The following is a 23,999-nucleotide window of genomic DNA, read 5'->3' on the forward strand; positions in this document are numbered from 1 at the left end:
GTGATGATCCCTGCCATGATGCCTGTACAACAGCAAGCTAAACCTCTCGCTGCGTTCTCCAGCGCCCCCTTTTTTCTGTTCGTCCTGCTGCTCACCGCGGCTAATCTTCGCGCACCCATTACCGCCGTTGGCCCGGTTCTGCAGGATATCCGCCAGACTTTTGGCCTCAGTGCCGGTGAAGCAGGCCTGTTTAACTTTATCCCGCTGATGCTGTTCGCCCTGCTTGCTCCACCCGCCGCCTGGCTGGGCAATCGCATCGGGCTGGAACGCAGTTTATGGGGTGCGCTCTGTCTGATCACAGCCGGATCCCTGTTGCGCTGGCTGCCCGCTGAAGCGGCGTTATGGATCGGAACGCTGTTACTGAGCGCAGGCATTGCCGCCGCGAACGTCCTGCTGCCGCCGCTGATTAAGCGCGACTTCACTGCCCATACCGCCAGATACATCGGACTTTATGCCGCTACCATGTCGATTACCGCCAGCCTGGCATCGGGTATTGCCGTGCCGCTGGGCCAGATCTCATCAGCAGGATGGCGACTCTCGCTGGTCGTCTGGGCGCTGCCGGGAGTGGTCGCGCTGCTCGCCTGGCTGCCGCTTTTACGTCAGCGGCCATCACCCTCAGCGGCGGCTGAAGCGCCTGTGGCACAACGTCATGCGTGGCGATCGGCCGGTGGCTGGCAAATCGCCCTGTTTATGGCACTGCAATCGCTGGCCTTTTATACCCTGATCGACTGGTTTGCCGTATTTGCGCAGGACAATGGCTTCACTCAGACGCATGCAGGCTGGCTGCTGTTCTGGTATCAGGCGATTGCTATCATCGCGAACCTGGGCTGTATGGTTGCGCTGAAGCGGGTGAAAGATGCCCGGCTGACCGCGTTTATTGCTTCATCGGGTATTTTCCTCGGTATGTCAGGTCTGCTGCTTCATCCGCAATGGGCGGTGGTCTGGCTGACACTGGCCGGACTGGGCGCAGGGGCATCACTGGTGCTCTGCCTCTCGCTGTTTAATCTGCGGGCCACCCATCACCGTCAGGCCTCGCAACTTTCAGGGATGGCGCAGTGTGTGGGCTATGCACTGGCAGCGCTCGGCCCACTGTTCTTTGGTGTACTCCATGAGCAGAGCGGTAACTGGACGCTGCCCTTTAGCGTGCTGGTGCTGCTGAGCCTGTTGCAGATGCTGCTGGCACCCCTGGCTGCCCAGTCAAAACCCATCAGCTGAAAATATGGCTCAACGACTCATAACCACTGACTGGCCGGTTGCAGATGCAAGACGCATTGCCGGTTAACGACAACAGACGGGAGAAACGTGCGTGTCTGAACTGAATAATGCGCTGCTGCAGGCGATACTGGAGCAGGTGCGTCCGCTGGTTCATCGGGGAAAGGTTGCTGACTACATCCCCGCGCTGGCCGATGTGTCGGCCGACAATCTGGCCATTGCCGTTTGCCTGCGTGACGGCACCCTCTTTCAGGCGGGCGATGCGGAGACGCGCTTTTCGATTCAGTCGATCTCCAAAGCGCTATCGCTGACCGTAGCGCTGACCCGCTATGACGACAGCGAAATCTGGCAGCGGGTGGGTAAAGAGCCCTCGGGTCAGCCCTTTAATTCACTGGTGCAACTGGAGCTGGAACAGGGCAAGCCGCGTAATCCGTTTATCAATGCAGGCGCGCTGGTGATCTGCGATCTGCTGGAAACCCGCCTCACCGCACCGCGCCAGCGAATGCTGGAGATTGTGCGTCAGCTCAGTCAGCAGCCCGATATCAATTATGATCGTTATGTTGCCCGATCGGAGTTTGAACATTCTGCCCGCAATGCAGCGATCGCGTGGCTGATGAAGTCATTCGGGAATTTCGATAATGATGTTACCAGCGTCATGCAAACCTACTTCCACTATTGCTCGCTGTCGATGAACTGCGTTGAACTGGCGCGCACTTTCGTCTATCTGGCTAATCAGGGCAAAACGCTGGAGGGCAGTCAGATGATTACCCCGCGACAGGCGCGACAGATTAACGCGCTGATGATCACCAGCGGGATGTATGACGGTGCAGGCGAATTCGCATGGCGGGTTGGGATGCCGGCTAAGTCAGGCGTGGGAGGCGGGATTATTGCCGTTATCCCTGGCGAGATGAGCATTGCCGTCTGGTCACCTGGCCTGGACAGCGCGGGTAATTCTCTGGCGGGCACCGCTGTGCTGGAGCTGCTGACCGAAAAGCTGGGGCGTTCGATATTCTGAGTCTGAACGTGCCGGTTAATCAGCTCGCCGTTGTGAAAGACGGCGGGTTTTCCCGATTTCGGGATGATTTACCGCGTGCATCGCGCTGGCGACAAGGCGTCAGCGATAATCTGAGCCTGAGATTAGTGACACATCTGCGCCAGGTCATCTTCATTCAGACCGGTCATCTCCATAACAGTCTTGCGATCCATGCCGTTTCTGAGCATGGTAAGCGCAATTCTGCGTTGCATTTCATGCCCGCCCTGTTCATAACCAATCTCTATGCCTTCCGTACGTCCTTTCTCAATGCCTTTCTGCTCAAGCTGTTGTGCAATAGTCATAAGTGCATCCCCGTGTTGCGGCACACGCAGTGCCAGTTCGCGTACAAAGGCTTCGGCATCTGATATTTCCCCCACCTGTGCCATGTAGTGTACCAGTGATACCACCTGCGATGAAGAGAGGTAGCCTGCCAGCAAAATGGTGACCAGCCTGTCCATCAGTTCTGCCAGATCCCGCTGACGGATATGCTTTTGCAACAAGGTCAGCGCCGCCATGCTGCGGTGTTGCATGATTTCATCGTCAGGTATCACTGTGACATCAACCAGCGGAAAACTGTGGCTGTAGAGCCGGTCTGCCAGCTCCGCATCGTCAAATTCATCCAGCCACCGGGTGGAGTAAGGATAGGGAGCGCGTCGACCGGTGTAGAACAGGACGGGTATGACCAGCGGCAATCGCTTATGCCCCCGTTCAAGATGACGCTGCATGGCAGCCACGGCATAGCGCATGAGCCTGAATGCCATGTGTTTGTCGGGTGCTGACTGATGCTCTATGAGAACATGGATGTATCCATCGCCAGCGGTCGTTTTCAGACTGTAAAGCACGTCGCTGAAATACTGCCGAAGGTCCGCCTCGACAAAGGAACCTGACTCCAGCTTCAGTGTGCTGAGATCACAGCATTCACGCAGTTCTGGCGGCAAATGCAGTTCCATAAAATCCCGGGCGATATCCGGTTGAGTCAGAAATTGCCGAAATGCTGCATCATGTGGCGTGGGTGTGCTGTTTTTCTTTTTCATTGACCAGAATCCTTTCTGTTCCTGTTGCGCTTACTGTGGCTTATTCATGCGCGACAGGCGCTCATCCCTGTCGCGCACGAACCTGGTGAGAATGCCTGAAAACGCTATTCACCTTCTGCTGCCAGATAACACTACCCGGACAGTTAACGGACCCACTCCATGTTCCCGAAACCCATAACTTCACATAGTCACGCAAAACAAATACGCATTGATGTCTGGAAAACATCGGTTAAAACAGCGTCCTGGCCTGAATGAAATTGCGTTTTTAACGGCCGATATCACGATCTTAATACCCTGATTCATTTAGCATGCAAAACGCTTTGTGCGGATTTTACGAGAGCGCTCTGAATAACAGCAACTGCCCGGCCGGGCGCGCGTGCCCGGCCAGAACCAGCACGCTGTCGAAAAGCCGGAACGCCTTAATCAATTCACCACATTAACCGGCTCACCCTGAATAAAGGCCGCGATATTGGCCATGACGCCCGTCACCAGATTATCCACGCCGCTGTGACTCGCCCAGGCAATGTGCGGCGTCAGCAGCAGATTTGGCAACTCCGCCAGTAGCGGGTTATCGGCAGATGGCGGTTCGCTGCTCAGAACATCCAGCGCCGCTCCCCCGATTGTTCCCTGCGCTAAAGCGGCAGCGAGATCGGCCTCGTTGATCAGCCCACCGCGTGCGGTGTTAATCAGCAGCGCATGCGGTTTCATTTTCTCCAGCGCTTCACGATCAATCATCTCACGGGTGCTGTCACTCAACGGGCAGTGCAGCGAAATCATATCGCTGGTGGCGAGCATCTGCTCAAAGCTGACATAACCCTCACGCACCCGTTCACTGCCTTTACGTTCGGCGTACTGCACCTGCATCCCCAGCGCCTGAGCCAGCCTGCCGACCGCCTGGCCGATATCACCTTTGCCCGCGATACCCAGCGTGGTGCCGCCAATATCGCCTATTGGCTGGCGATGCAGACAGAAGTGCTCTGCCTGCGGCCAGTCGGTACGGGTATGACTGGTATAAGACAGTGTGTGACGACGCAGGGCAAAAATGGCGGCGATAACAGCCTCCGACACACTCTGTGTAGAGTAGCCGGGCACATTACTGACCACGATGCCGCGAGCGGAACAGGCGTCAAGGTCAATACAGTCATAGCCCGTCGCCGCTACACAGATAAAGCGCAGTTCGGGCAGGTGCGCCAGGGTGTCGGCCCGCAACGGCACCTTATTGGTGATGGCAACCGTCGCACCCTTAAGTGCAGAGACAATGTCACTGGTCGATGTCTGTGCACGAATCTCCCAGTCAGCGTGTTGTTGCCCGGTCGGCAGAGAGACAGGCAGCGTGTCACCATCCAGCATTACAATTTTCATTTTCAGTCCTTTATGGGTTCGGTTTATTGCAGCCGAATCATCGATGTTATTTATATGTGTTTAGTGGGTAACATCTAAGTTAAATGATGCTGAAATTAAAGTGAATATGTTCAAAGAGTGCGAATTTTTTCGGAACAGATGCCACTTTATTTAACCCTTTTCTCCCCTTCGCGTTACACTGCCGCCCGACATTCTGACCCCTTAGCCCGAATTATGCAGAGATCTTCCCTCAGACATCGACTCACTGCCGGTATTGCGATACTGGCCGTGTTGCTGTTGTTTGTTGCCCCGATGATTTCAAAGAATCTGGCTGAGCATCATGCGACGATGCAGCGCGCATCTGCCCTGCATGCCGGGATGCCGATGATGCATCATCACAGCGACATGTCGATGACGGACCATGAGATGATGGGTCCGGGGTTTGCCTGTGGTTACTGCGATTTACTGGTGCATGTGCCGCTGGTGCTGTGGGTGTTTGTCCCGTTCATCTGGTGGATGTGCCTGCTCAGCCGCGCTCCGCCGCCCTCTGCAATTAATCCGCCCCAACGGCGATGGATGCTACGTCTCCCTCAGCCACGTGCGCCACCCTGTTTTGCGTCACACTCACTGCTTACTGATTCGATTGCGTGACAACGTCACCCAGTCGCCTTTGTCTTTTGAAAAGTGTGGAATGCTATGTCCTCTTCTCAGGAAATTATCCCTGCACCGCGCGGCACGGTGTTTAATCTGTTTCGCCGCCTGCATTTTTATATTGGCCTGTTTATTGCGCCGTTTATTTTTGTTGCTGCCCTGACGGGCACGCTCTACGTTCTGACGCCACAACTGGAACAGGCGATTTACCATGATGCCCTGACCACCACTGCACAGGGTCAGGCACACCCGCTGTCAGCCCAGATTGCTGCCGCTCGTGCCCAGGCCGGTGAATCAGCACGGCTGTATGCCGTGCGGCCCGCACCGGGTCGGCAGGATACCACCCGCGTGCAGTTTGCTGAGCCTCAGCTTGGCCCATCGGAATCGCGATCGCTGTTTATCGATCCCTACACTTTGCAGGTAAAAGGCGATATGACGGTATATGGCACCAGCGGTGTCTTGCCGCTGCGCATGTGGCTGGATCAGCTGCATCGCGGCCTGTTACTGGGCGATTTTGGCCGTAACTACAGCGAACTGGCCGCCTCCTGGCTGTGGGTCGCCGCACTGGGTGGGATTATTTTATGGTTTGGCACGCGGCCACCCCGCACCCGCAAAAAAGTACGCAGCGGCTTTGCAGCAACGCGTCACTGGCACGTTACGCTGGGTCTGCTGCTGGCAATCGGGCTGGTGTTCTTTTCGGTGACCGGACTGACCTGGTCACAGTGGGCGGGCAATAATATTGAAAAGATGCGCAGCGACTTCGGCTGGAAAACGCCGCAGGTCAATACCGCACTGAACGGTGATGCGCCCGCCGAAGCTGCCGATCCTCATGCTGACCATCGCGGTGCGATGGAAGGGATGACCATGTCAGGAATGACCAGACCGGCCAGCACTGCCGCGCCGGTGTTCACTAATCAACCGGATGCCAGCTGGGATCGGGCACTGGCAGCAGCACGTCAGGCCGGCCTGCACGCCGCGAAACTGGAACTGCGCCAGCCTAAGAGCGCCGGTCAGGCGTGGACGGTTTCAGAAATTGATCGAAGCTGGCCAAGCCAGGTCGATGCGGTGTCAATAAATCCGGCTGATTTCAGTGTGGTTGATCGGGTTGAGTTTGCCCGCTTCCCGCTGGTGGCAAAACTGACCCGCTGGGGCGTGGATGCGCATATGGGTGTGCTGTTTGGTCTGCCTAATCAGCTGATTCTGGCCCTGTTCGGCTTTGGACTCTGTGCGATGATTGTGCTGGGCTACCGCATGTGGTGGATTCGCCGTCCGGCGGTTCCTCAGCTCAGCCCATCGCAGACGCTGTTGTCTGCCTGGCTTGCCCTGCCGCGTTATGCGCAGGGCACCAGCCTGATCGTGATGCTGGCGCTGGGTTATGCGCTGCCCGTTATGGGCATCAGCCTGGTGGTGTTGCTACTGCTGGATATACAGCGCTGGCGTAGCGCCCAGCGCGCCTCGGTCGTTCGGGTGGACATCGCGCCGGATAAGCAGTCGCCACTGGCTATTGTCCAGTCACGTTTTGCCGGTAAGCGCAAAGAGATGCGTTATTTTCTCCGCAGCGTCACGGTGCTGGCGCTGATTGTTATTTCAGTGATGGCCAATGCGATGATTGGCGGGGTGATTGACCAGTATCAGATCCCCTTCAGTCACTGGTCACTGACCATGTATATCACTCAGGCAATGATGATCCTGTTGTATTCGACGGTCTTTACCGGGCTGCTGTCGATCCCACTCTGGTATTTCTTCCTGGGTGAGAGTGACGAACAGGGTAAATAATCTGATTATTCACCGCGCAATCTTATCTTCAAAATAACTGACGAAGCCGGGCAAATCATCCGGCTTCTCATTCTGCGCCTGAGGTCTATGATCGTTGTTATGCATTCCTTTATCTGAGAATAAATCATGAACATTGTGCGAGCTAATCCTGAACAACTCTTTGAGTACGGTCCGTTTACCGTTCGCCGTCAGCGACCTGGCGAGGCGCTCAGCCCGCTGCTCACTGTTGACCTGATGTCGCTGAAACTGGATGCCCGGATCCCGATGCAGCAGCATCAGGATGAAGAGGTTTTTACTTACCTGTGGCGCGGTTCGATGCAGCATCAGGACAGCAATGGCGAACGGACCCAGCTCTCTGCAAAGAAAGTGATGGTGGTGAATGCCGGTGAGGGCGTTCAGTACGAAGAGTCAGTGCCGCTGTATGAAGCGGAGCTGTTACAGGCTGTTATCCGGCCATCGCAGCCGGGCGGTGAAGCGATGACGCAGGTGCTGGAGCGCGATCAGGGCATCATGACCAACGGCTGGACCGAACTGGCCGGGCCGGAAGCGTCTGACGCCCCGCTGGAACTGCGCCAGGACGCCTATATTTACGACACGCTGCTGGAGCGTAATCAGACGCTTGACGTACCGTCGATGCCGGGATTTGTTGCTTATCTTGTCGTGCTGGAAGGGATTATTTTCATCGGCGATCAGCGACTGGGTCGTGGTGACGCCGTCAGCGGGCTGGATAGCAGCAGTGAAATCAGGGGCGATCGGGATGCCAATCTGGTTTGCTTCCTGATTAAACCTGATACGTTTGCATAACACAGCGCGGGATAGTTCCCGCGCTTTTTTTTACCACACAGATTAAGGCGCAGGCCGTTGCTGCATCGCCTGAACCCGTTTATAGGCATGATCGAACTGGCGTACATCGTCACGCAGCCAGTGCCGTTGTGTCAGGGGAGCATCATCCAGCGCCTGCGGCAGCGGCACCCCCGCCAGCGATCCCCGGCAGCAAAAGGCGCGTGCCAGTGTCGGCGTAGCGATACCGATGTAACGGGCAAATTCAGGTAAGGTCATCAGTGTTGCACTCATTTTCCACCTCCTGTTAATAAAACACGCCCTGCATTTTCAGCCCAAATCTTTAAGGGCTTTATTGATCTGAAACAGAGATGTGATACTAATCTTCTGCCTGCTGATGAAATAGCTCGCCTCGCCTGCCCTAAAACGAAAAAGAAGTGAGGAACCCGTGTGCCATTATGGATTGATGATTGCCCTGCTGTTTTCTGGCGTTGCCACTGCCCACACCCTGACACCCGGTCAGCCTGTTCCACCGGTTTACGTTGCCGACAAAGGCGAAATGCTGCTGACTGATGGCGACATAAATTATCAGCGCTGGAACAGTCAGACACTGACCGGAAAAGTGCGTCTGGTCATTCATGTGGCAGGCCGTCTTTCCGCGAAGGATCAGAGCGCCCCCTTAATTGAAGCCATCCAGCAGGCCAGGCTGCCGCGTGACCGCTTTCAGACCACCACCATTGTCAATACTGACGATGCGCTGCCCGGCAGTGCCATTTTTGTTGTACGCAGCATTGCCTCCAGTAAGAAAGCGGCACCCTGGCAGCAATTCATCATCGACAGCAGTGGCGTCACCGCGCATAGCTGGCGTCTTCTGCCGGAAAGCGCGTCGGTGGTGGTGATTGATCCAAAAGGGATTGTGCGCTTCGCTAAAGATGGCGCATTATCAGATGAGGATGTCGCCAGCGTGATGAAACAGCTGCGCGCATTGCTGAATTAATTCAGGCAAAATGCCCGTCTTACTTTTGCGGTGAAACGCGGAATGCTGCTGAATTCTCCGACATTTTTATCATTGTGAGCTACGCTTAGATGTAATGGATTTACCCGCCGTTCTTTGAAAACCTGCCAACTATGCCAGGGCAGCCGGGGACGATTATTGAAGATGGCATCGAATCATTTCGACCTGCTGTGACTTCCTCTGTAGATAAGGACAGCCATGATGACGGTCTGTGCAGAACAACACGTCAATTTCATACACAGTGATGCAGCCAGCCTGTTGAATGATATTGAGCAACGGCTTGATCAGCTTTTACCGGTGGTAAGTGAACGTGATTTAGTGGGCGCGGCCATGCGCGAGGGTGCGCTGGCACCGGGAAAACGTATTCGTCCGCTGCTGCTGCTGCTGGCTGCGCGCGATCTCGGCTGTACCGCCACGTCTGCCGGCCTGCTTGATCTCGCCTGCGCCGTGGAGATGGTGCATGCGGCATCACTGATTCTGGATGACATGCCCTGCATGGATGATGCACAGCTTCGGCGCGGGCGTCCCACCATTCACTGCCAGTATGGTGAACATGTTGCGATTCTGGCTGCGGTGGCGCTGCTGAGCAAAGCGTTTGGCCTGGTTGCACTGGCAGAAGGCTTAACGGCAACCGCCCGGGCCGATGCCGTCGCGGAGCTTTCTCACGCCGTTGGCATGCAGGGTCTGGTTCAGGGCCAGTTCAAAGATCTTTCAGAGGGTGACAAGCCACGCAGCGCCGACGCCATTCTGATGACCAATCATTACAAGACCAGCACCCTGTTCTGCGCCTCCCTGCAGATGGCCTCTATCGTGGCTGAAGCGCCAGGGGAAACACGTGAACAGTTGCACCGTTTCTCGCTTAATCTTGGCCAGGCTTTTCAGCTGCTGGATGATCTCACCGACGGCATGGCCGACACCGGTAAAGATGCCCATCAGGATGACGGGAAATCGACGCTGGTGAACCTGCTTGGCCCTCAGGCGGTTGAAGCACAACTGCGCGACCATCTGCGCTGCGCCAGCGAACATCTGCTTTCTGCCTGCCAGGACGGTTATGCCACGCATCATTTTGTTCAGGCCTGGTTTGAGAAAAAACTCGCTGCCGTCAGTTAAGGATGCTGCATGAGCCACTTCGCGGTGATTGCACCGCCCTTCTACAGCCATGTGCAGGCGCTTACGCATCTTAGCCAGGCATTAATCGCACGCGGGCACCAGATTACCTTTATCCAGCAGACGGACGTCAGCGCACTCCTTACCGACAGCCGGATCGGCTTCTTTCCGCTGGGTTTAGCCTCGCATCCGGCGGGCAGTCTGGCGCACACGCTGCAGCTGGCGGCGCATCCGCTTGGCCCGTCCATGCTTAAGTTAATCAATGAGATGGCCCGCAGCACCGATATGCTCTGTCGTGAACTGCCGGTGGTGCTGAACACGCTGGCGATAGATGGCGTGATCGTCGATCAAATGGAACCTGCCGGTGCGCTGGCGGCAGAGTCTCTGAATCTGCCTTATGTCTCAGTGGCCTGCGCGCTGCCGCTTAACCGTGAACCGGATTTTCCGCTGGCGGTCATGCCGTTTGACTATGCCAGCACCGATCAGGCACGCGAACGCTATCGTGCCAGTGAAAAAATCTATGACTGGCTGATGCGACGGCACGATCGTGTCATCGCCCGCCATGCTCATGCGATGGGTTTATCGCCACGGGAAAAGCTGCATCACTGTTTTTCACCGCTGGCGCAGATCAGCCAGCTGATGCCGGAACTGGATTTTCCCCGCCAGACGCTGCCCGATCATTTCCATTCCGTTGGCCCGCTGCGTGCAGCGGTCGCAGCCCCTGCCGCATCTCAGCCCCGCTACTTCCCGCACGGCGACAGACCGCGCATTTTTGCTTCGCTCGGCACGCTGCAGGGGCATCGTTATGGTCTGTTTAAAACCATTGTTCGCGCCTGCCAGGAGATTGACGCTCAGTTGCTGCTCGCGCACTGCGGTCGCCTGTCACCGTTTCAGGCAGAGAAACTGGCGCAGTCCAGCCATGTTCAGGTGGTCGACTTTGCCAGTCAGGCTGCTGCACTGGCGCAGGCCGATCTGGCGATTACCCACGGCGGCATGAACACGGTGCTGGATGCTGTTAACGCACTGACACCCCTGCTGACGATTCCGCTGGCCTTTGATCAGCCGGGCGTCGCGGCCCGAGTGGTCTGGCACGGTATCGGACGTCGCGCTTCCCGCTTCACCACCAGTCACGCGCTGGCTCGTCAGCTTCAGACCTTGCTGGCTGATGCGCGTTACGGCGAGCAGATGAAAACGCTGCGCACTGCGCTTCGGCAGGCGGGCGGCACACCCCTGGCGGCGGATATCGTCGAACAGGCGATGCTGACCCGCAAGCCGGTACTCACCAGGAGAGACTATGCCGCGGTATGATCTGATTCTGGCAGGCGCGGGGCTGGCTAACGGGCTGATTGCCCTGCGTTTGCGCCAGCAGCGGCCGTCACTGCGCATACTGCTGATTGATGCCGACAGTGAGCCGGGCGCGCATCATACCTGGTCATTCCATGCCGAGGATCTCACTGAAACACAGCATCGCTGGATTGCCCCGCTGGTGGTTCATCACTGGCCCGGTTATGAGGTGCGCTTTCCGCAGCGCAGGCGCAGCCTTAACAGCGGCTATTTTTGTGTGACTTCGGAACGGTTTGCGCAGGTCATGCGCGACCGGTTTGCGCCGGATCTTCTGCTGAACACGCGCGTGGCGGGCATAACTTCACACTCGGTTACGCTGGAGGAGGGTCGCGTGCTGGAAGCGGATGCAGTGATAGATGGTCGTGGCTACCAGCCCGATGCTGCGTTGCGCATGGGCTTCCAGGCGTTTGTGGGCCAGGAGTGGCAGCTCAGTAAGCCTCACGGCCTGACCGCGCCGATCATCATGGACGCCACGGTAGATCAGCAGTCAGGGTATCGCTTTGTTTACAGCCTGCCCTTTTCGGCTGATACCCTGCTGATTGAAGATACCCACTACATTGATCACGCCACGCTGGAGGGCGATCGCGCCCGTCAGAACATCCGTGATTATGCCGCGCAGCAGGGCTGGCAGCTAAACCAGCTACTTCGCGAAGAGCAAGGCGCCTTACCCATTACGCTGACCGGCGACGTTGATGCGTTCTGGCTGAACCGCGACGTGCCCTGCAGCGGTCTGCGTGCCGGGTTGTTCCATCCCACGACCGGCTATTCTCTGCCGCTGTCGGTCGCGCTGGCTGACCGCCTGGCGCAGATGCACACCTTCACTGCAGCGACCCTGCACGCCACCCTTCAGCAGTTTGCCCGCCAGACCTGGCAGCAGCAGCGCTTCTTTCGCATGCTAAACCGTATGCTGTTTCTGGCGGGTCCGGCTGAACAGCGCTGGCAGGTTATGCAACGTTTTTACGGCCTCTCCGAAGGCCTGATTGCCCGTTTTTATGCGGGTAATCTCACTGTGTCTGATCGGCTGCGCATCTTAAGCGGCAAGCCGCCGGTTCCCGTACTGGCGGCGCTACAGGCTATTATGACTCCTCACCGTCAACAGGCGATGCAATGAATAGAACTACGGTAATTGGTGCAGGCTTTGGTGGTCTGGCGCTGGCGATTCGCCTTCAGGCGTCAGGGATTCCCACGCGACTGCTGGAGCAGCGCGACAAGCCTGGCGGCCGCGCTTATGTTTACGAGGATCAGGGGTTTACGTTTGATGCCGGTCCCACGGTCATTACCGATCCCAGCGCCATTGAAGAGCTGTTCACGCTGGCGGGCAAAAAACTCTCTGATTATGTCGAACTGCTGCCGGTGAAGCCGTTTTATCGCCTCTGCTGGGAGTCCGGCAAGGTGTTCAGTTATGACAACGATCAGCCCGCGCTGGAAGCGCAAATCAGTGCGTTTAATCCGCGTGACGTTGAAGGCTATCGTCGCTTTCTCGCCTATTCCCGTGCGGTGTTTGCAGAGGGCTATCTGAAGCTCGGCACCGTGCCGTTTCTGTCCTTCCGCGACATGCTGCGTGCCGCGCCTCAGCTGGCCAAACTGCAGGCGTGGCGGAGTGTCTACAGCAAAGTGGCGAGCTACATTGAAGATGAGCATCTGCGTCAGGCGTTCTCTTTCCACTCGCTGCTGGTAGGCGGAAATCCGTTTGCCACCTCGTCAATTTATACCCTGATTCATGCGCTGGAACGGGAATGGGGCGTCTGGTTTCCGCGTGGCGGCACCGGCGCACTGGTGCAGGGCATGGTAAAACTGTTTGAAGATCTGGGCGGCGAAGTGGTGCTGAATGCCAGCGTGGCCCGACTGGAGACGCAGGAAAATACCATTACTGCCGTACACCTGGAAGATGGCCGGGTTTTCCCGACCCGCGCGGTCGCCTCCAACGCTGACGTGGTGCATACCTACCGCGACCTGCTAAGCCAGCACCCGGCGTCGGTGGCGCAGGGGCGGTCGTTGCAGAACAAACGCATGAGCAACTCCCTGTTTGTCCTCTATTTTGGTCTGAATCATCATCACGATCAGCTCGCGCACCACACGGTCTGCTTTGGTCCGCGCTATCGCGAACTGATTGATGAGATTTTCAATAAAGATGGCCTGGCAGAAGACTTCTCACTTTACCTTCACGCGCCCTGCGTTACCGATCCGTCACTGGCCCCGACCGGCTGCGGCAGTTATTACGTGCTGGCACCGGTGCCTCACCTCGGCACCGCGGATATCGACTGGTCCGTGGAAGGGCCGCGCCTGCGCGACCGCATTTTCGACTATCTTGAACAGCACTACATGCCGGGCCTGCGTAGCCAGCTGGTCACGCACCGCATGTTCACGCCGTTTGATTTCCGCGATGAGCTGAATGCGTATCAGGGTTCGGCATTTTCGGTCGAGCCGATTCTGACGCAAAGCGCCTGGTTCCGGCCTCACAACCGCGATAAGAACATCAATAATCTCTACCTGGTCGGCGCGGGCACCCATCCCGGCGCGGGCATTCCTGGGGTGATAGGCTCGGCCAAGGCCACCGCAGGATTGATGCTGGAGGATCTGGCTTGAATAGTCCGTCACTGCTCGATCATGCCGTAGAAACCATGGAAGTGGGGTCGAAAAGCTTTGCCACGGCCTCGAAGCTGTTTGATGCCAAAACCCGACGCAGTGTGCTGATGCTCTACTCGTGGTGCCGTCACTGTGATGATGTGATTGACGATCAGGTGCTGGGCTTCAGCAATGATACGCCTTCACTGCAATCCGCCGAACAGCGGCTGGCGCAACTGGAGATGAAAACGCGTCAGGCCTATGCCGGATCGCAGATGCATGAGCCCGCCTTTGCCGCCTTTCAGGAGGTGGCGATGGCGCACGATATTCTGCCTTCCTACGCGTTCGATCACCTTGCGGGCTTTGCGATGGATGTCCGCGAGACCCGCTATCAGACGCTGGATGACACGCTGCGCTACTGCTATCACGTTGCGGGCGTGGTTGGCCTGATGATGGCGCAGATTATGGGCGTGCGCGACAACGCGACGCTCGACCGAGCCTGCGATCTTGGCCTGGCGTTTCAGCTGACGAACATTGCCCGCGATATCGTTGAGGATGCGGAAACGGGACGCTGCTACCTGCCTGCAGAGTGGCTGGCTGAAGAGGGGCTGACGCGAGAGACGCTGGCGGACCCGCATAATCGCCAGGCACTCAGCCGCGTTGCCCGTCGGCTGGTAGAGACGGCAGAGCCCTATTATCGATCGGCATCAGCGGGCCTGCCCGGGTTACCGCTGCGTTCAGCCTGGGCAATTGCCACTGCAAAACAGGTCTACCGTAAGATTGGCGTGAAAGTGGTTGAGGCGGGCTCACAGGCGTGGGATCAACGTCAGTCCACCAGCACGCCAGAAAAACTGGCACTGCTGGTGATGGCATCAGGTCAGGCGGTTACTTCCCGGATGGCACGTCCTGCTCCGCGCCCTGCTTACCTCTGGCAGCGCCCCGTTTAGCGCCGTGACGCTCCCGCAGCGTCGCCTGCAGTTTTGACAGCGGCGGCGCATAGAGAAAACCAAACGAGACACAATCTTCTTTACCGCGTACCGCATGATGAAGACGGTGCGCCATATAAAGCCGGCGCAGATAGCCCCGGCGCGGAACATAGCGGAATGGCCAGCGCTGGTGGACCAGACCATCATGCACAATAAAATAGAGCAGACCGTAGAGCGTCATCCCGGCCCCGATCCACTGCAACGGCCAGACGCCCGTGCTGCCCAGATAGATGAGCAAAATCGACAGGCAGGCGAAGACGACAGCGTAGAGATCGTTAACCTCAAACCAGCCCTTATGCGGCTCATGGTGTGACAGATGCCAGCCCCACCCCCAGCCATGCATAATATATTTATGCGCCAGCGCAGCCGTAATCTCCATGCCGATAACGGTGACCAGAACAATCAGGGCATTCCAAATCCACAGCATAGTTTCTCCCGAATATGCATCCTGCAAAGTGGCGCAGAGGTTCAATTTTAACAGAGATTGAGGAAAATCGCGTTCAGGAGAAAAATAAGGGAAAAAGCGTGCAGGGGGTGAGTCAGCGTCATCGTACGAAGCCCTTTTAGATCAGATCGTGATCCATCGGGGTGCGAAAAGCGTGACGTGCAGCAATCATCAACTGACTGGCCGTTACCGTGGCAGGCAGTCGCATCAGGATTTTACTCGCCTGCCAGTAACAGAGCACCATGACCTCATCCTCCTCTTTTTCAGCCAGTTCGTGCAGCCGGGCGCGCAGTGATAACACGTCAATACTCTGCTGCTCATCCAGCATGTCTGAGATCGTCTTATTAATGACGCGATGAAGAATTTTCCAGGTGAGATCGGTATGCAAAATTAACCTCTTCTAACGCTTATCGGCCCCAGGCAGACGATCAGCAGGCAGAAAGCAGAAATGGCTTCGTCATTTGGGAGAGCAAATTCTGCAGATAACTATAGCTGCTCGTCAGCGACGATGCAGGGCCAGCGGTTGAGAATGCCAAAGCTGATAATCTTAACGATTAATGGCCCTGCCTGTCGCCTGTTACACGCACGTCAGCCGCTGACTGCTGTTTTTTGTAACAATTACGGCCGATTCTTAACTGGCTGATGTGCAGAGGATTTGCCAGGGTAATGACTCTTCCCGTCCCGTTTATTTTTTAAGGAGTTGCCGATGAATCAGCATGCTGATGTCCTGGTCTGGGGCCACGGCCCTGCCATTTTTGAAGTCTTTCTGGAACCGACCTGCCCTTTTTCGGTACGCGCGTTTAATAAATTCGACGCGTTACTGGCGCACGTGGGTGAAGAGAAGATGACGCTGAAAATTCGCCTGCAATCCCAGCCGTGGCACCTCTTTTCCGGGCTGATTGTGCGTTATATTCTTGCCGCCGCCTGTGAAAGCAAAGAGGCGGCAAAGAAGGTGATGCAGGCGGTGGCCGATCATCGCGACGAGTTTGAGTTCACCGACCACTGCACCGGCCCGAACCGTGAAGCGACACCTGACCAGATTCTGGCCCGCCTGAAGGCGTACAGCAGCGTGGATGCCAGCGCCGCCTTTGATCAGCCCGAACTGCAGAATGCGATTAAATGGCACTGCCGGTATGCCCGCCAGAATGGTATCCACGTTTCCCCCACCTTTATGGTTAACGGTCTGGTGCAACCCGATATCAGCAGCGGTGACGATATTGAGCACTGGGCGAGCTTTCTGATTCGTTAGTTTTTGTGCGCGGCTAAGCTGGCCGCGCCCGGCTCTTCCTTCGCCGCCCCCACAGCAAATCCAATGTCCTGATAATAAAGCCTGTTTTCCTGTGCAGAGGCCGGTTAAGCTGTAACGCTATCAGCCGCGTTTAAGCCGCTGCTTCATCATGCTCACGACGCCGCTGACCTGCATTTATGCCGATTTTATTGAGGATTTACGGATGACCATGACGCTGGAACAACTGCAGGATAAATATCCGGGTGCCTTCGCCGATGCATTTGGTGACTCCCCGGCTTTAGCCAGCGAGCTCGCCACGCTGATTATTGCCGGAAAGAAGGTAGCGACCTGCGGTTCGTTGCAAAGCTGGCAGGATCAGGACATCCTGCCTCAGCCGGGCGGTTACAGCATTGTCCTGAACGGTGAACAGCAGCCCGTCTGCGTGATCCGCACCACCGGACTGTTCCTGACGCGCTTTGATCGCGTCACGCCCGAGATGGCGATGCTGGAGGGCGAAGGCGATCTCAGCCTCGACTACTGGCGTCAGGAACATCAGCGCTACTTTGAACGTACAGGCTATTTCCACACTGAAATGGAGCTGATTTTCGAGACGTTCCAGCTGGTCGAGGTAGTGTAAGGCGACAGGCTACAGCGTGTTTGCCGCCATCAGTGCCAGCCGCGTGATTCCCCGTGCGGCGAGATTCTCTGCCGCCTGAGCAGCGCGCATTCCGCTGGCACAGACCAGTACCACACGCCGATCAGACGGCGGCTGCCAGGCCGCTATCTGCTGCGGCAGAATCCGCTCTACCCGTTCGGCCACGCTGATCGGCGCTTCGTCGGGACTGCGCAATTCCACAATGCAATCGTCCTCCTTAAGCATCAGTTTATCGACAAACGGGATGCCGGGCGCGTCGGGTTCAGGCGCGTCATCAAAGCGGAATTGCCTGATGTGCCAGTCCACAAAGTCGCAGTGGATCATGCAGCCGAGCGGCGACGGCGTCAGTTTCAGCAACACACTCAGCGCCATCTGCGCCTGCATCGCCCCCAGTGTGGCAACCGCAGGCCCCATTACCCCCGCCGTGTTGCAGTTGCCCGAGGCCACGGGTAACTGAGGAAAGAGCGCACGATAGCCGGGTGCGCCGCCGCAGAATCCACCGACATAGCCTTTGCGGCCCAGCACCGAGGCGCAGATCAGCGGCAGACCGCGTGGATAGCAGGCGTCGGAGAGCTGATAGGTGATGGCGAAGTTATCCGCTGCATCCACCACCAGATCAATCCCCGCCAGCGCCTGCGGCAGCTGGCTGGCGCTGAGCGAGTGCGGATGCGCCTCCACCTGACAGTCAGGGTTTCGCTGCGCAAGCGCGTGCTGCGCACAGATGGCTTTCGGATGGCCGACATCATCAACGCCGAACAGCGTCTGCCGGTGGAGGTTGTGCAGCTCAACCCGGTCGCCATCATAAAGGCGAATCAACCCCACGCCCGCGCCTGCCAGTAACGGCAGCAGCGTCGCACTCAGCCCGCCCGCCCCCACCACCAGCACCTTTGCACCCCTCAGGCGATGCTGCCCCGCTTCACCAATTTCCGGCAGCATGGTCTGCCGCTGATAACGCGTCATCGCCGCTCCTTAACTGAATTGTGCCAGCCCGAAAATGGGCGTAGAGGCAGACGCCATATCGCGCTGCTCCATTAATCCCGAGTGAAACGCCTCATGCCCGCCGTGGATCGCGGCAGCAAAGGCACCCGCCATGCGCACCGGATCACGCGCTTTAGCCACTGCCGTGTTAAGGAGTACCCCGTCAAACCCCATCTCCATCGCCTGCGCCGCCTGGCCCGGCGCACCAATGCCCGCATCAATGATCAGCGGTACATCTTTAAACCATGCACGCATGGCGCGCAGTCCTTCGATATTACGCAGCCCCTGACCGGAGCCAATTGGCGCGCCCCAGGGCATCAGCACTTCACAGCCCGCCTCCAGCAGTTTTTCCCCCACAATCAGGTCTTCCGTGGTGTAAGGGAATACCTGAAAGCCATCAGCACAGAGGATCCTCGCGGCTTCCACCAGCGCAAAGGGATCAGGCTGCAGCGTGTCGGCATGGCCAATCACTTCCAGCTTAATCCACGACGTGTCGAACAGTTCACGCGCCATCTGCGCCGTCGTCACCGCCTCTTTCACGGTGTGGCAGCCTGCGGTATTGGGCAGAATACGTTTGTTGAGCTGCTGCAACAGCGAGCGAAACGCACCGCCGTCACTGCCTTCCCGACGCAGGCTGACGGTAATAATCTCCGCGCCTGATGCATTGATGGCCTGATGCAGAATGTCCGGTGACGGATAACCGGCGGTGCCAAGCAGAAAGCGGGATTGCGGGGCAAATTGATAGAACATGGTTAGCCTCCCTGCATCGGTGACAGAATTTCCAGCTGACTGCCCGCCTCAAGTTGCTGACTGGCATAGCGGCTGCGCGGGACAAATTCGCCGTTCAGCGCGGTGGCTACGGTGCGCGGGTCAATCTGCTGCTCCGTCATCAGTTCCGCCAGCGTGATTGCGCGGGTTTCAATCGTGCGTCCATTAAGTTGAACTCGCATGAGTCATCTCCTGAGTGAGTTGCAGCATGAGTTTTTCAGCCATGATCGGGGCCAGTAAAAAGCCGTGGCGGTAAAGCCCGTTGAGCGAGAAACGGCCATTTTCATAGCGGACTTCCGGCAGGTTCTGTCGGTAGGCGGGACGCAGGCCGGTGCCGCTCTCCAGAATGCGCGCTTCGGCCAGCGCCGGATGCAGGCTGTAAGCGGCGCTGAGCAGCTCCATCATCGCCCTGGCGCTGATCGGGCTGCTGTCGTGACTTTCGACCATCGTGGCACCCAGCATGAAATGGCCCCCGGCACGCGGCACCAGATAGCAGGGAAAGCGTGGGTGCAGCAGCCGGACGGGACGCGAGAGCTGAACGTCGGGCGAGTGCAGGATCAGCATCTCACCCCGCACGGCGCGCAGAGCGGGCTGCTGATCGGTGGCGTGAATGCCACGGCAGTCGATGATTTTGCCGGTGGGGTTGCCGCTGTGAAAGGTTACGCCAGCCTGCTGCAATGTGGTGCGCAGTTGCTGCAACGCGCGGCGGGGATCGAGATGCGCCTCCGCCGCGAAAAACAGGCCACGGGCAAAACGGTTTTCCAGTGCTGGTTCGATGTCGCCTGGCGCGACCCACTGATGCTGCTGCGTCATGCTGGCGAAGCGTGTCAGTTCGCGGCTGTCACGCGGCGGCGCGACCACCAGCGTGCCCTGCTGCGCTACGCCATCAACGCGTTTTGCCCACCAGCCAGCAGCGTGCTGCCCCCATTCGATCACCTGTGGCGGCGCGCTTTCTGCTTCGCACCAGGGCGCGAGCATGCCGCCCGCCCAGTGTGAAGCCGCACGACAGTCAGGCTGCGTAATGATGTCGACGGTTTCTCCCCGCTCTGCAAGCAGCGTGGCAACGCACAGCCCGGCCACGCCGCTACCGAGCACAGACCAGCGGCTCATAATGTCCACCGGACAGAAAGCACATAATTGAGAATGAGATGTTTCACTTTGGCCTCATTTTCCGTTAACGAAGACCCGTGATACCAGAAGGGAATAAGCAAAGGCGTCGCGAACGCGCCCGTGCGGCAAGTATCTGATGCGATACCCGTCTTCCTACGCCAGTATCAACTGGGTCAGGTTCTAAGGGTCGCTAAGCCGCGCGGTGCGCTATTAGCCTCTCAGTCTCTCTGGCGAGACTCCCCTGACGGGTTTAGTTGTAAGGTAAGCGGGCAGCTTCGTCAAGCCGCGCGCACGACGCCAGGTCAGAATATCGGGTTCAGCGGGCAGAACCGAACTGCCAGTCAGCTGCGGTTGCCAGCGTCACAAAAGGTCCCGCCAGCGTCTGGTTGTGATGCCCAATAATGCTCTCCGCAGTGAGTTGCGGGTTATCGACTGTGGTATGCGCATCGGCTATCAGCACAACGCTGAAACCCTGTTCCGGGGCTGCCCGACAGGTGGTATCAACACAAAACTCTGTTTTCATCCCGGCAATCACCAGTTGTCGGATGCCTCGCTGGTTCAGCTCACGTTGCAGGCCGGTTTCCCTGAAACAGCTGGGGTATCTTTTTGTGAAGACGACGTCTGACTGTGCGTTAATCTGCAATTCGGGGATCAGATGTGTCAGCGGGCTTTGCGCGTGAAAAGGAGAACCATCGGGGCCGATATGGCGTGCGAAAAAAAGCGGGACATCAGCGAGTCGTGCTTTGGTGATGAGCAGAAAAATATTCGACAGAATCCGGTCAGCGGCATAGGGCGTCGCCGGGCCATGAAAAAGCCCCTGCTGCATGTCGATGATCAAAAGTGCACTTTCAGATGTGAACATGTACTGGCTCCATTCAGATGTTAAGAACGGAGAGCAGCTCCCCGTCCGGTCTGGCGGGGAGTAAGGATCTGTTGTGTCAGGTGCCTGTCACAACGTCGCTCACGCCGCCGCTGAGCGCGGTGGTGGTGACGGTTGTGAAAGACAAAACTGACAAAAACATGGGCTGATCCTGAGTGAATGAATGCGAAAAGTCACCATCAAGAGATGGAACTCAGACAACACTACCCTGAATGCTGCCGCTTTTAAAGCGTCTGCAGTGATTGCGTCACCACGTCGGTTATTTCACGAATACGCGGTTCGGCGCGGCGATAATAAGTCCATTTCCCGACTTTGCTGGCTTCGACCAGTCCCGCATTATGCAGTGCTTTGAGGCATAACGAGGTGGCGGGCTGCGATAAGCCCGCCTTGTCCTGGATGAGGCTGGCACAAACGCCATACTGTTCGAAGGGATAGAGCTGCGAATAGCCCGCAAACGCTTCGTCAGGATTTTTGAGCCACTTCAGCACTGCCACACGCGTGGGGTTGGACAGTAACTTCAGGGCATTTTCGGGGGACATGCCGCCTCACAAAAGATCAGGATGAGTAAAAGGGATAGTCAGTATAGCCTTTCTCACTGCCGCCATACAGGGAGGTGTGATCGACGGGATTCAGCGGATAGCCTGATTCAATTCGCGCAGGCAGATCGGGATTAGCGATGAATGAACGCCCGAAACCAAACAGATCGCCCCACCCTTTTTCCAGAACATGCTGCGCTTTTTCAGCCGTGTAGCGCCCCGAATAGATGATCGGAGATCGGAATGTTTCCCGCAGCGCAACCCGGAAACTTTCTGGCATGTCCGGGCTGTTATCCCAGTCTGCTTCGGCAATAGAGAGATAGCCGACGTCGAGTTCATTCAGCAGCTGTGCAGCACGAATGTAGGTTTCGTGGGGATCACGTTCAACCAGACCAAGATAGACGCGTTCTTCGTCGGTACTCGAAAACAGCGGCGCAAACCTGACGCCGACGCGGTGGCTGCCAAAGACCGAACTGACTGCCTCAACCACTTCGCGCAGAAAACGCAGGCGATTCTCCGCTGAGCCGCCATATTCATCCGTGCGGAAGTTGGTGTGCTCAGAAATAAACTGGTTAATCAGATAACCGTTAGCGGAATGCAGCTCTACGCCATCAAAACCAGCGGCTCTGGCATTTTCAGCCGCGCGTCGGTAAAGCGCGACGATCTCTTTGACTTCGGCATGGGTCAGCACGCGCGGTTCGCTGGGTGCGGTCAGCATCCCGGTACCCGGCCCGGTTTCAATAAACACCCGGACGTTATCGGCGGCAATGGCGGAAGGAGCCACCGGCGGCGCTTTACCCGGCTGAAGTTCATTGTGTGACACGCGGCCAACATGCCAGAGCTGGCAGAAAATCGTGGCACCTTCCTGATGTACCGCCTCTGTGACCTTTTTCCAGCCAGCAATCTGGGCCTCGCTGTGGATCCCCGGTGTCCATGCGTAACCCTGCCCGCGTGGCTCAATCTGCGTGCCTTCGGTGATCATCAGTCCCGCGCTGGCACGCTGACGATAGTATTCCACCATCATGTCGCCGGGAATATTGCCCGGCTGTTCACTGCGGCAACGCGTCAGCGGCGGCAGTACAATACGGTTACGAAGGGTAAGATCGCCCAGTTGCAGCGGGGTAAAAAGAGACGGCATAACAAAAAATCCTCTGGTGTATGAAGAGGCGACATTATATTTACACATTTAAATTTGTAAATGTGTAATCGCTGTTTTTTTGTCATGCGCCACGTGAAATCCGGGGTTAGCGACGCTATTGCTTAACCCCATGATGCTCTCTGGGGTGGATTGACTGCCCCTCATGCCATGATGTCACTCATCGTAAGCGGGCCGGAGTCGATCCCTGAATAAGGTTTTTTTTGAGCCGCCGTGTCACAAGAGATGACGTTGATTTTTTATGCGTTCAGAATCCCTCAGTCAGAGGAGCAGGCAGGTCATCACCGCCCATCAGAGAGTCAAACGTTGCAGGATGTATTACAAAGCATTCTGGCAGGGCACGATAATTCATTCAGACAAGCTAATTTGAGGAGAAAGGGCGTGAACGACCCCATTTCTTTAGAAGCACTCGGGCCACGCATTTGTATTATGGGTCCGTCGAACAGCGGGAAATCTACCTTAGCTGAGGCTATTTCTCGCAAAACAGCATTACCTGTAGTTCACCTGGATCAACTTCATCATATTCCGGGAAGCCATTGGATCCCCAGAGAACCGGCAGCGTTTCGCCTTCTGCATGCCGATGCAGTGAGTCAGGAAAAGTGGGTGATGGACGGTAATTACACAAAATGCATTGAAGCGCGACTCGCTCGTGCCACAGGATTCATTCTTCTCGATGTAAAAATGCCAGTGGCATTGCTACGCTATATTCGCAGGTGTTACTCATCCATACCGCGAATTGGCGGTCTCGGTATGAGCAGAGAGCCTGTAACCCTGGAGATGCTTAAATATATTATCCGCACTGCCCCGCAGAATCGGAAACGCCATAAGAAGCTTTACGACGAGGTCAGACTGCCAAAACTTCTGCTTCATTCTCCGCATGATATTCATGCCTGTCTGGAATACTGGGGCGTAGAGTCAGAAAAATGAAGCACCTGTATCACAGCGATCTATCAACGAGCTTTAAACCCGCTAAAAGCGCATTTAACGACTCCACTGGCCCGGCATGATTTGTCGCTGAACGGGTGGTGTCCCACGGCATAGCATCATCAATACAGTAATCCCCGATGCACTGCATTTCGGCAGGATCATTCAGTAATCCCAGCGGAAGCCAGATATAGGGTTTGTCACGCAACCGGTTGGGCACGGTGGAACCACAGCTGGCGCAAAAATCGTTGCGATAACCTGAGGGTTTACACCATGAAACGATCTGGCTCTCGCCTGATGTCCACTTAAAGTGCCCCTCTTCTGTCAGCGTCGCGAGGTTGAAGCCCGTTCCGCTCTGCTTTCTGCACAGGGAGCAGTGGCAGCGGTAATAGAACGCGGGGGTGACTGAGATTTCAAACGTCACGGCTCCACACAGACATGCACCTTTCATTTCAACGCCTTAAAGATGGGGGTT

At 56.9% G+C, this 23,999-nt stretch carries 28 protein-coding genes and 1 riboswitch; of the genes, 15 read left to right on the forward strand and 13 right to left on the reverse strand.

The genetic code is table 11. The features are described from left to right. Positions 1–15 precede the first annotated feature (15 nt). Positions 16–1,215 (forward strand): MFS transporter, encoded by a 1,200-nt coding sequence (locus N5J69_RS07195; protein ID WP_279769149.1) that lies wholly within the window; start codon positions 16–18, stop codon positions 1,213–1,215. Positions 1,216–1,306: 91 nt separating this feature from the next. Further along, positions 1,307–2,227, forward strand: a complete 921-nt coding sequence (gene glsB, locus N5J69_RS07200; RefSeq protein WP_279769151.1) for a glutaminase B — start codon at positions 1,307–1,309, stop codon at positions 2,225–2,227. Between the two features lie 122 nt (positions 2,228–2,349). On the opposite strand, the gene N5J69_RS07205 is transcribed toward glsB, so the two are convergent. Continuing rightward, positions 2,350–3,279: an Rpn family recombination-promoting nuclease/putative transposase gene (locus N5J69_RS07205; RefSeq protein WP_279769152.1), complete on the reverse strand. Its 930-nt coding sequence runs from the start codon at positions 3,277–3,279 to the stop codon at positions 2,350–2,352. Positions 3,280–3,702: 423 nt separating this feature from the next. Beyond that, a complete protein-coding gene (locus N5J69_RS07210; RefSeq protein ID WP_279769153.1) occupies positions 3,703–4,641 on the reverse strand; it encodes a D-2-hydroxyacid dehydrogenase in 939 nt (312 codons plus the stop codon). A 213-nt stretch (positions 4,642–4,854) separates the two neighbouring features. Between N5J69_RS07210 and N5J69_RS07215 the strand changes: the two genes are divergently transcribed. The 3 genes from N5J69_RS07215 (at position 4,855) to N5J69_RS07225 (ending at position 7,851) form a co-directional block, all read left to right on the forward strand. Continuing rightward, the gene (locus tag N5J69_RS07215; protein ID WP_279769154.1) at positions 4,855–5,271 is read left to right on the forward strand and encodes a DUF2946 domain-containing protein; all 417 of its coding nucleotides are present in this window, start codon (positions 4,855–4,857) and stop codon (positions 5,269–5,271) included. A gap of 45 nt (positions 5,272–5,316) precedes the next feature. Further along, entirely contained in the window at positions 5,317–7,047 is a 1,731-nt protein-coding gene (locus N5J69_RS07220; RefSeq protein WP_279769155.1) for a DUF2534 family protein, read from the forward strand. 126 nt (positions 7,048–7,173) lie between these two features. Beyond that, positions 7,174–7,851 carry a pirin family protein gene (locus tag N5J69_RS07225; protein WP_279769156.1) on the forward strand — a complete coding sequence of 226 codons (678 nt, stop codon included), beginning with the start codon at positions 7,174–7,176 and terminating at the stop codon, positions 7,849–7,851. A gap of 42 nt (positions 7,852–7,893) precedes the next feature. Here N5J69_RS07225 and N5J69_RS07230 read toward each other — a convergent pair whose 3' ends face one another. Further along, positions 7,894–8,121, reverse strand: coding sequence for a hypothetical protein (locus tag N5J69_RS07230; protein ID WP_279769157.1), 228 nt, complete (start codon positions 8,119–8,121; stop codon positions 7,894–7,896). A gap of 172 nt (positions 8,122–8,293) precedes the next feature. Between N5J69_RS07230 and N5J69_RS07235 the strand changes: the two genes are divergently transcribed. From N5J69_RS07235 to crtB, 6 genes are all read left to right on the forward strand, one after another. Further along, positions 8,294–8,824 (forward strand): YtfJ family protein, encoded by a 531-nt coding sequence (locus N5J69_RS07235; RefSeq protein WP_279769158.1) that lies wholly within the window; start codon positions 8,294–8,296, stop codon positions 8,822–8,824. Between the two features lie 219 nt (positions 8,825–9,043). Next, a complete protein-coding gene (locus N5J69_RS07240; RefSeq protein ID WP_279769438.1) occupies positions 9,044–9,952 on the forward strand; it encodes a polyprenyl synthetase family protein in 909 nt (302 codons plus the stop codon). A 9-nt stretch (positions 9,953–9,961) separates the two neighbouring features. Then, positions 9,962–11,257 (forward strand): glycosyltransferase, encoded by a 1,296-nt coding sequence (locus N5J69_RS07245; protein ID WP_279769160.1) that lies wholly within the window; start codon positions 9,962–9,964, stop codon positions 11,255–11,257. Then, entirely contained in the window at positions 11,244–12,404 is a 1,161-nt protein-coding gene (gene crtY / locus N5J69_RS07250; RefSeq protein ID WP_279769162.1) for a lycopene beta-cyclase CrtY, read from the forward strand. The genes N5J69_RS07245 and crtY overlap by 14 nt, the downstream gene beginning before the upstream one ends. After that, positions 12,401–13,879, forward strand: a complete 1,479-nt coding sequence (locus N5J69_RS07255; RefSeq protein WP_279769164.1) for a phytoene desaturase — start codon at positions 12,401–12,403, stop codon at positions 13,877–13,879. The genes crtY and N5J69_RS07255 overlap by 4 nt, the downstream gene beginning before the upstream one ends. Next, on the forward strand, positions 13,876–14,805 hold the full coding sequence (crtB, locus tag N5J69_RS07260; RefSeq protein ID WP_279769165.1) for a 15-cis-phytoene synthase CrtB: 930 nt from the start codon (positions 13,876–13,878) through the stop codon (positions 14,803–14,805). The genes N5J69_RS07255 and crtB overlap by 4 nt, the downstream gene beginning before the upstream one ends. Here the strand turns inward: crtB and N5J69_RS07265 are convergent. Together N5J69_RS07265 and N5J69_RS07270 are read right to left on the reverse strand one after the other, a co-directional pair. After that, positions 14,744–15,271: a sterol desaturase family protein gene (locus tag N5J69_RS07265; RefSeq protein ID WP_279769166.1), complete on the reverse strand. Its 528-nt coding sequence runs from the start codon at positions 15,269–15,271 to the stop codon at positions 14,744–14,746. The two genes, crtB and N5J69_RS07265, sit on opposite strands and share 62 nt — an antisense overlap. 136 nt (positions 15,272–15,407) lie before the next feature. After that, the gene (locus N5J69_RS07270) at positions 15,408–15,677 is read right to left on the reverse strand and encodes a hypothetical protein (RefSeq protein ID WP_279769167.1); all 270 of its coding nucleotides are present in this window, start codon (positions 15,675–15,677) and stop codon (positions 15,408–15,410) included. A gap of 318 nt (positions 15,678–15,995) precedes the next feature. On the opposite strand from N5J69_RS07270, the gene N5J69_RS07275 reads away from it, so the two are divergent. Both N5J69_RS07275 and N5J69_RS07280 read left to right on the forward strand, forming a co-directional pair. Then, a complete protein-coding gene (locus N5J69_RS07275) occupies positions 15,996–16,538 on the forward strand; it encodes a thioredoxin domain-containing protein (RefSeq protein WP_279769169.1) in 543 nt (180 codons plus the stop codon). A gap of 202 nt (positions 16,539–16,740) precedes the next feature. Continuing rightward, on the forward strand, positions 16,741–17,154 hold the full coding sequence (locus N5J69_RS07280; RefSeq protein WP_279769439.1) for an ASCH domain-containing protein: 414 nt from the start codon (positions 16,741–16,743) through the stop codon (positions 17,152–17,154). Between the two features lie 9 nt (positions 17,155–17,163). Here the strand turns inward: N5J69_RS07280 and N5J69_RS07285 are convergent, their stop codons facing one another. The 5 genes from N5J69_RS07285 to N5J69_RS07305 all read right to left on the reverse strand — a co-directional run bounded on the left by N5J69_RS07285 (position 17,164) and on the right by N5J69_RS07305 (position 20,890). Next, on the reverse strand, positions 17,164–18,132 hold the full coding sequence (locus tag N5J69_RS07285) for a HesA/MoeB/ThiF family protein (protein WP_279769170.1): 969 nt from the start codon (positions 18,130–18,132) through the stop codon (positions 17,164–17,166). A 9-nt stretch (positions 18,133–18,141) separates the two neighbouring features. Next, a complete protein-coding gene (locus N5J69_RS07290) occupies positions 18,142–18,900 on the reverse strand; it encodes a thiazole synthase (protein ID WP_279769171.1) in 759 nt (252 codons plus the stop codon). A 2-nt stretch (positions 18,901–18,902) separates the two neighbouring features. Further along, complete coding sequence (thiS, locus tag N5J69_RS07295) at positions 18,903–19,100, reverse strand: sulfur carrier protein ThiS (RefSeq protein ID WP_279769172.1); 198 nt, start codon at positions 19,098–19,100, stop codon at positions 18,903–18,905. Continuing rightward, positions 19,084–20,028: an FAD-dependent oxidoreductase gene (locus N5J69_RS07300; RefSeq protein ID WP_279769174.1), complete on the reverse strand. Its 945-nt coding sequence runs from the start codon at positions 20,026–20,028 to the stop codon at positions 19,084–19,086. Before N5J69_RS07300 ends, thiS begins: the two co-directional genes overlap by 17 nt. A gap of 133 nt (positions 20,029–20,161) precedes the next feature. Beyond that, positions 20,162–20,281, reverse strand: a riboswitch (TPP riboswitch). Positions 20,282–20,344: 63 nt separating this feature from the next. Continuing rightward, a complete protein-coding gene (locus tag N5J69_RS07305; protein ID WP_279769175.1) occupies positions 20,345–20,890 on the reverse strand; it encodes a cysteine hydrolase family protein in 546 nt (181 codons plus the stop codon). A 17-nt stretch (positions 20,891–20,907) separates the two neighbouring features. On the opposite strand from N5J69_RS07305, the gene N5J69_RS07310 reads away from it, so the two are divergent. After that, positions 20,908–21,057, forward strand: a complete 150-nt coding sequence (locus N5J69_RS07310; protein ID WP_279769176.1) for a hypothetical protein — start codon at positions 20,908–20,910, stop codon at positions 21,055–21,057. Positions 21,058–21,132: 75 nt separating this feature from the next. Here the strand turns inward: N5J69_RS07310 and N5J69_RS07315 are convergent, their stop codons facing one another. Then, positions 21,133–21,447, reverse strand: a complete 315-nt coding sequence (locus tag N5J69_RS07315; RefSeq protein WP_279769177.1) for a helix-turn-helix transcriptional regulator — start codon at positions 21,445–21,447, stop codon at positions 21,133–21,135. 16 nt (positions 21,448–21,463) lie between these two features. Beyond that, positions 21,464–22,582 (reverse strand): alkene reductase, encoded by a 1,119-nt coding sequence (locus tag N5J69_RS07320; RefSeq protein WP_279769179.1) that lies wholly within the window; start codon positions 22,580–22,582, stop codon positions 21,464–21,466. Between the two features lie 231 nt (positions 22,583–22,813). On the opposite strand from N5J69_RS07320, the gene N5J69_RS07325 reads away from it, so the two are divergent. Continuing rightward, positions 22,814–23,527, forward strand: a complete 714-nt coding sequence (locus N5J69_RS07325) for an AAA family ATPase (RefSeq protein WP_347882072.1) — start codon at positions 22,814–22,816, stop codon at positions 23,525–23,527. A 10-nt stretch (positions 23,528–23,537) separates the two neighbouring features. Here the strand turns inward: N5J69_RS07325 and N5J69_RS07330 are convergent, their stop codons facing one another. Next, entirely contained in the window at positions 23,538–23,975 is a 438-nt protein-coding gene (locus tag N5J69_RS07330; protein ID WP_279769181.1) for a GFA family protein, read from the reverse strand. Positions 23,976–23,999: the final 24 nt, after the last annotated feature.

Source organism: Pantoea sp. GD03673, assembly GCF_029844725.1.
Lineage (GTDB): Bacteria > Pseudomonadota > Gammaproteobacteria > Enterobacterales > Enterobacteriaceae > Pantoea.

Coding starts and splice junctions, on each gene's coding strand:
- N5J69_RS07195 (WP_279769149.1), top strand. CDS start 16: ATGATGCCTGTACAACAGCAAGCTAAACCTCTCGCTGCGTTCTCCAGC.
- N5J69_RS07205 (WP_279769152.1), bottom strand. CDS start 3,279: ATGAAAAAGAAAAACAGCACACCCACGCCACATGATGCAGCATTTCGG.
- N5J69_RS07210 (WP_279769153.1), bottom strand. CDS start 4,641: ATGAAAATTGTAATGCTGGATGGTGACACGCTGCCTGTCTCTCTGCCG.
- N5J69_RS07215 (WP_279769154.1), top strand. CDS start 4,855: ATGCAGAGATCTTCCCTCAGACATCGACTCACTGCCGGTATTGCGATA.
- N5J69_RS07220 (WP_279769155.1), top strand. CDS start 5,317: ATGTCCTCTTCTCAGGAAATTATCCCTGCACCGCGCGGCACGGTGTTT.
- N5J69_RS07225 (WP_279769156.1), top strand. CDS start 7,174: ATGAACATTGTGCGAGCTAATCCTGAACAACTCTTTGAGTACGGTCCG.
- N5J69_RS07230 (WP_279769157.1), bottom strand. CDS start 8,121: ATGAGTGCAACACTGATGACCTTACCTGAATTTGCCCGTTACATCGGT.
- N5J69_RS07235 (WP_279769158.1), top strand. CDS start 8,294: ATGATTGCCCTGCTGTTTTCTGGCGTTGCCACTGCCCACACCCTGACA.
- N5J69_RS07240 (WP_279769438.1), top strand. CDS start 9,044: ATGACGGTCTGTGCAGAACAACACGTCAATTTCATACACAGTGATGCA.
- N5J69_RS07245 (WP_279769160.1), top strand. CDS start 9,962: ATGAGCCACTTCGCGGTGATTGCACCGCCCTTCTACAGCCATGTGCAG.
- crtY (WP_279769162.1), top strand. CDS start 11,244: ATGCCGCGGTATGATCTGATTCTGGCAGGCGCGGGGCTGGCTAACGGG.
- N5J69_RS07255 (WP_279769164.1), top strand. CDS start 12,401: ATGAATAGAACTACGGTAATTGGTGCAGGCTTTGGTGGTCTGGCGCTG.
- N5J69_RS07265 (WP_279769166.1), bottom strand. CDS start 15,271: ATGCTGTGGATTTGGAATGCCCTGATTGTTCTGGTCACCGTTATCGGC.
- N5J69_RS07275 (WP_279769169.1), top strand. CDS start 15,996: ATGAATCAGCATGCTGATGTCCTGGTCTGGGGCCACGGCCCTGCCATT.
- N5J69_RS07280 (WP_279769439.1), top strand. CDS start 16,741: ATGACCATGACGCTGGAACAACTGCAGGATAAATATCCGGGTGCCTTC.
- N5J69_RS07285 (WP_279769170.1), bottom strand. CDS start 18,132: ATGACGCGTTATCAGCGGCAGACCATGCTGCCGGAAATTGGTGAAGCG.
- N5J69_RS07290 (WP_279769171.1), bottom strand. CDS start 18,900: ATGTTCTATCAATTTGCCCCGCAATCCCGCTTTCTGCTTGGCACCGCC.
- thiS (WP_279769172.1), bottom strand. CDS start 19,100: ATGCGAGTTCAACTTAATGGACGCACGATTGAAACCCGCGCAATCACG.
- N5J69_RS07300 (WP_279769174.1), bottom strand. CDS start 20,028: ATGAGCCGCTGGTCTGTGCTCGGTAGCGGCGTGGCCGGGCTGTGCGTT.
- N5J69_RS07305 (WP_279769175.1), bottom strand. CDS start 20,890: ATGTTCACATCTGAAAGTGCACTTTTGATCATCGACATGCAGCAGGGG.
- N5J69_RS07310 (WP_279769176.1), top strand. CDS start 20,908: ATGTTAAGAACGGAGAGCAGCTCCCCGTCCGGTCTGGCGGGGAGTAAG.
- N5J69_RS07315 (WP_279769177.1), bottom strand. CDS start 21,447: ATGTCCCCCGAAAATGCCCTGAAGTTACTGTCCAACCCCACGCGTGTG.
- N5J69_RS07320 (WP_279769179.1), bottom strand. CDS start 22,582: ATGCCGTCTCTTTTTACCCCGCTGCAACTGGGCGATCTTACCCTTCGT.
- N5J69_RS07330 (WP_279769181.1), bottom strand. CDS start 23,975: ATGAAAGGTGCATGTCTGTGTGGAGCCGTGACGTTTGAAATCTCAGTC.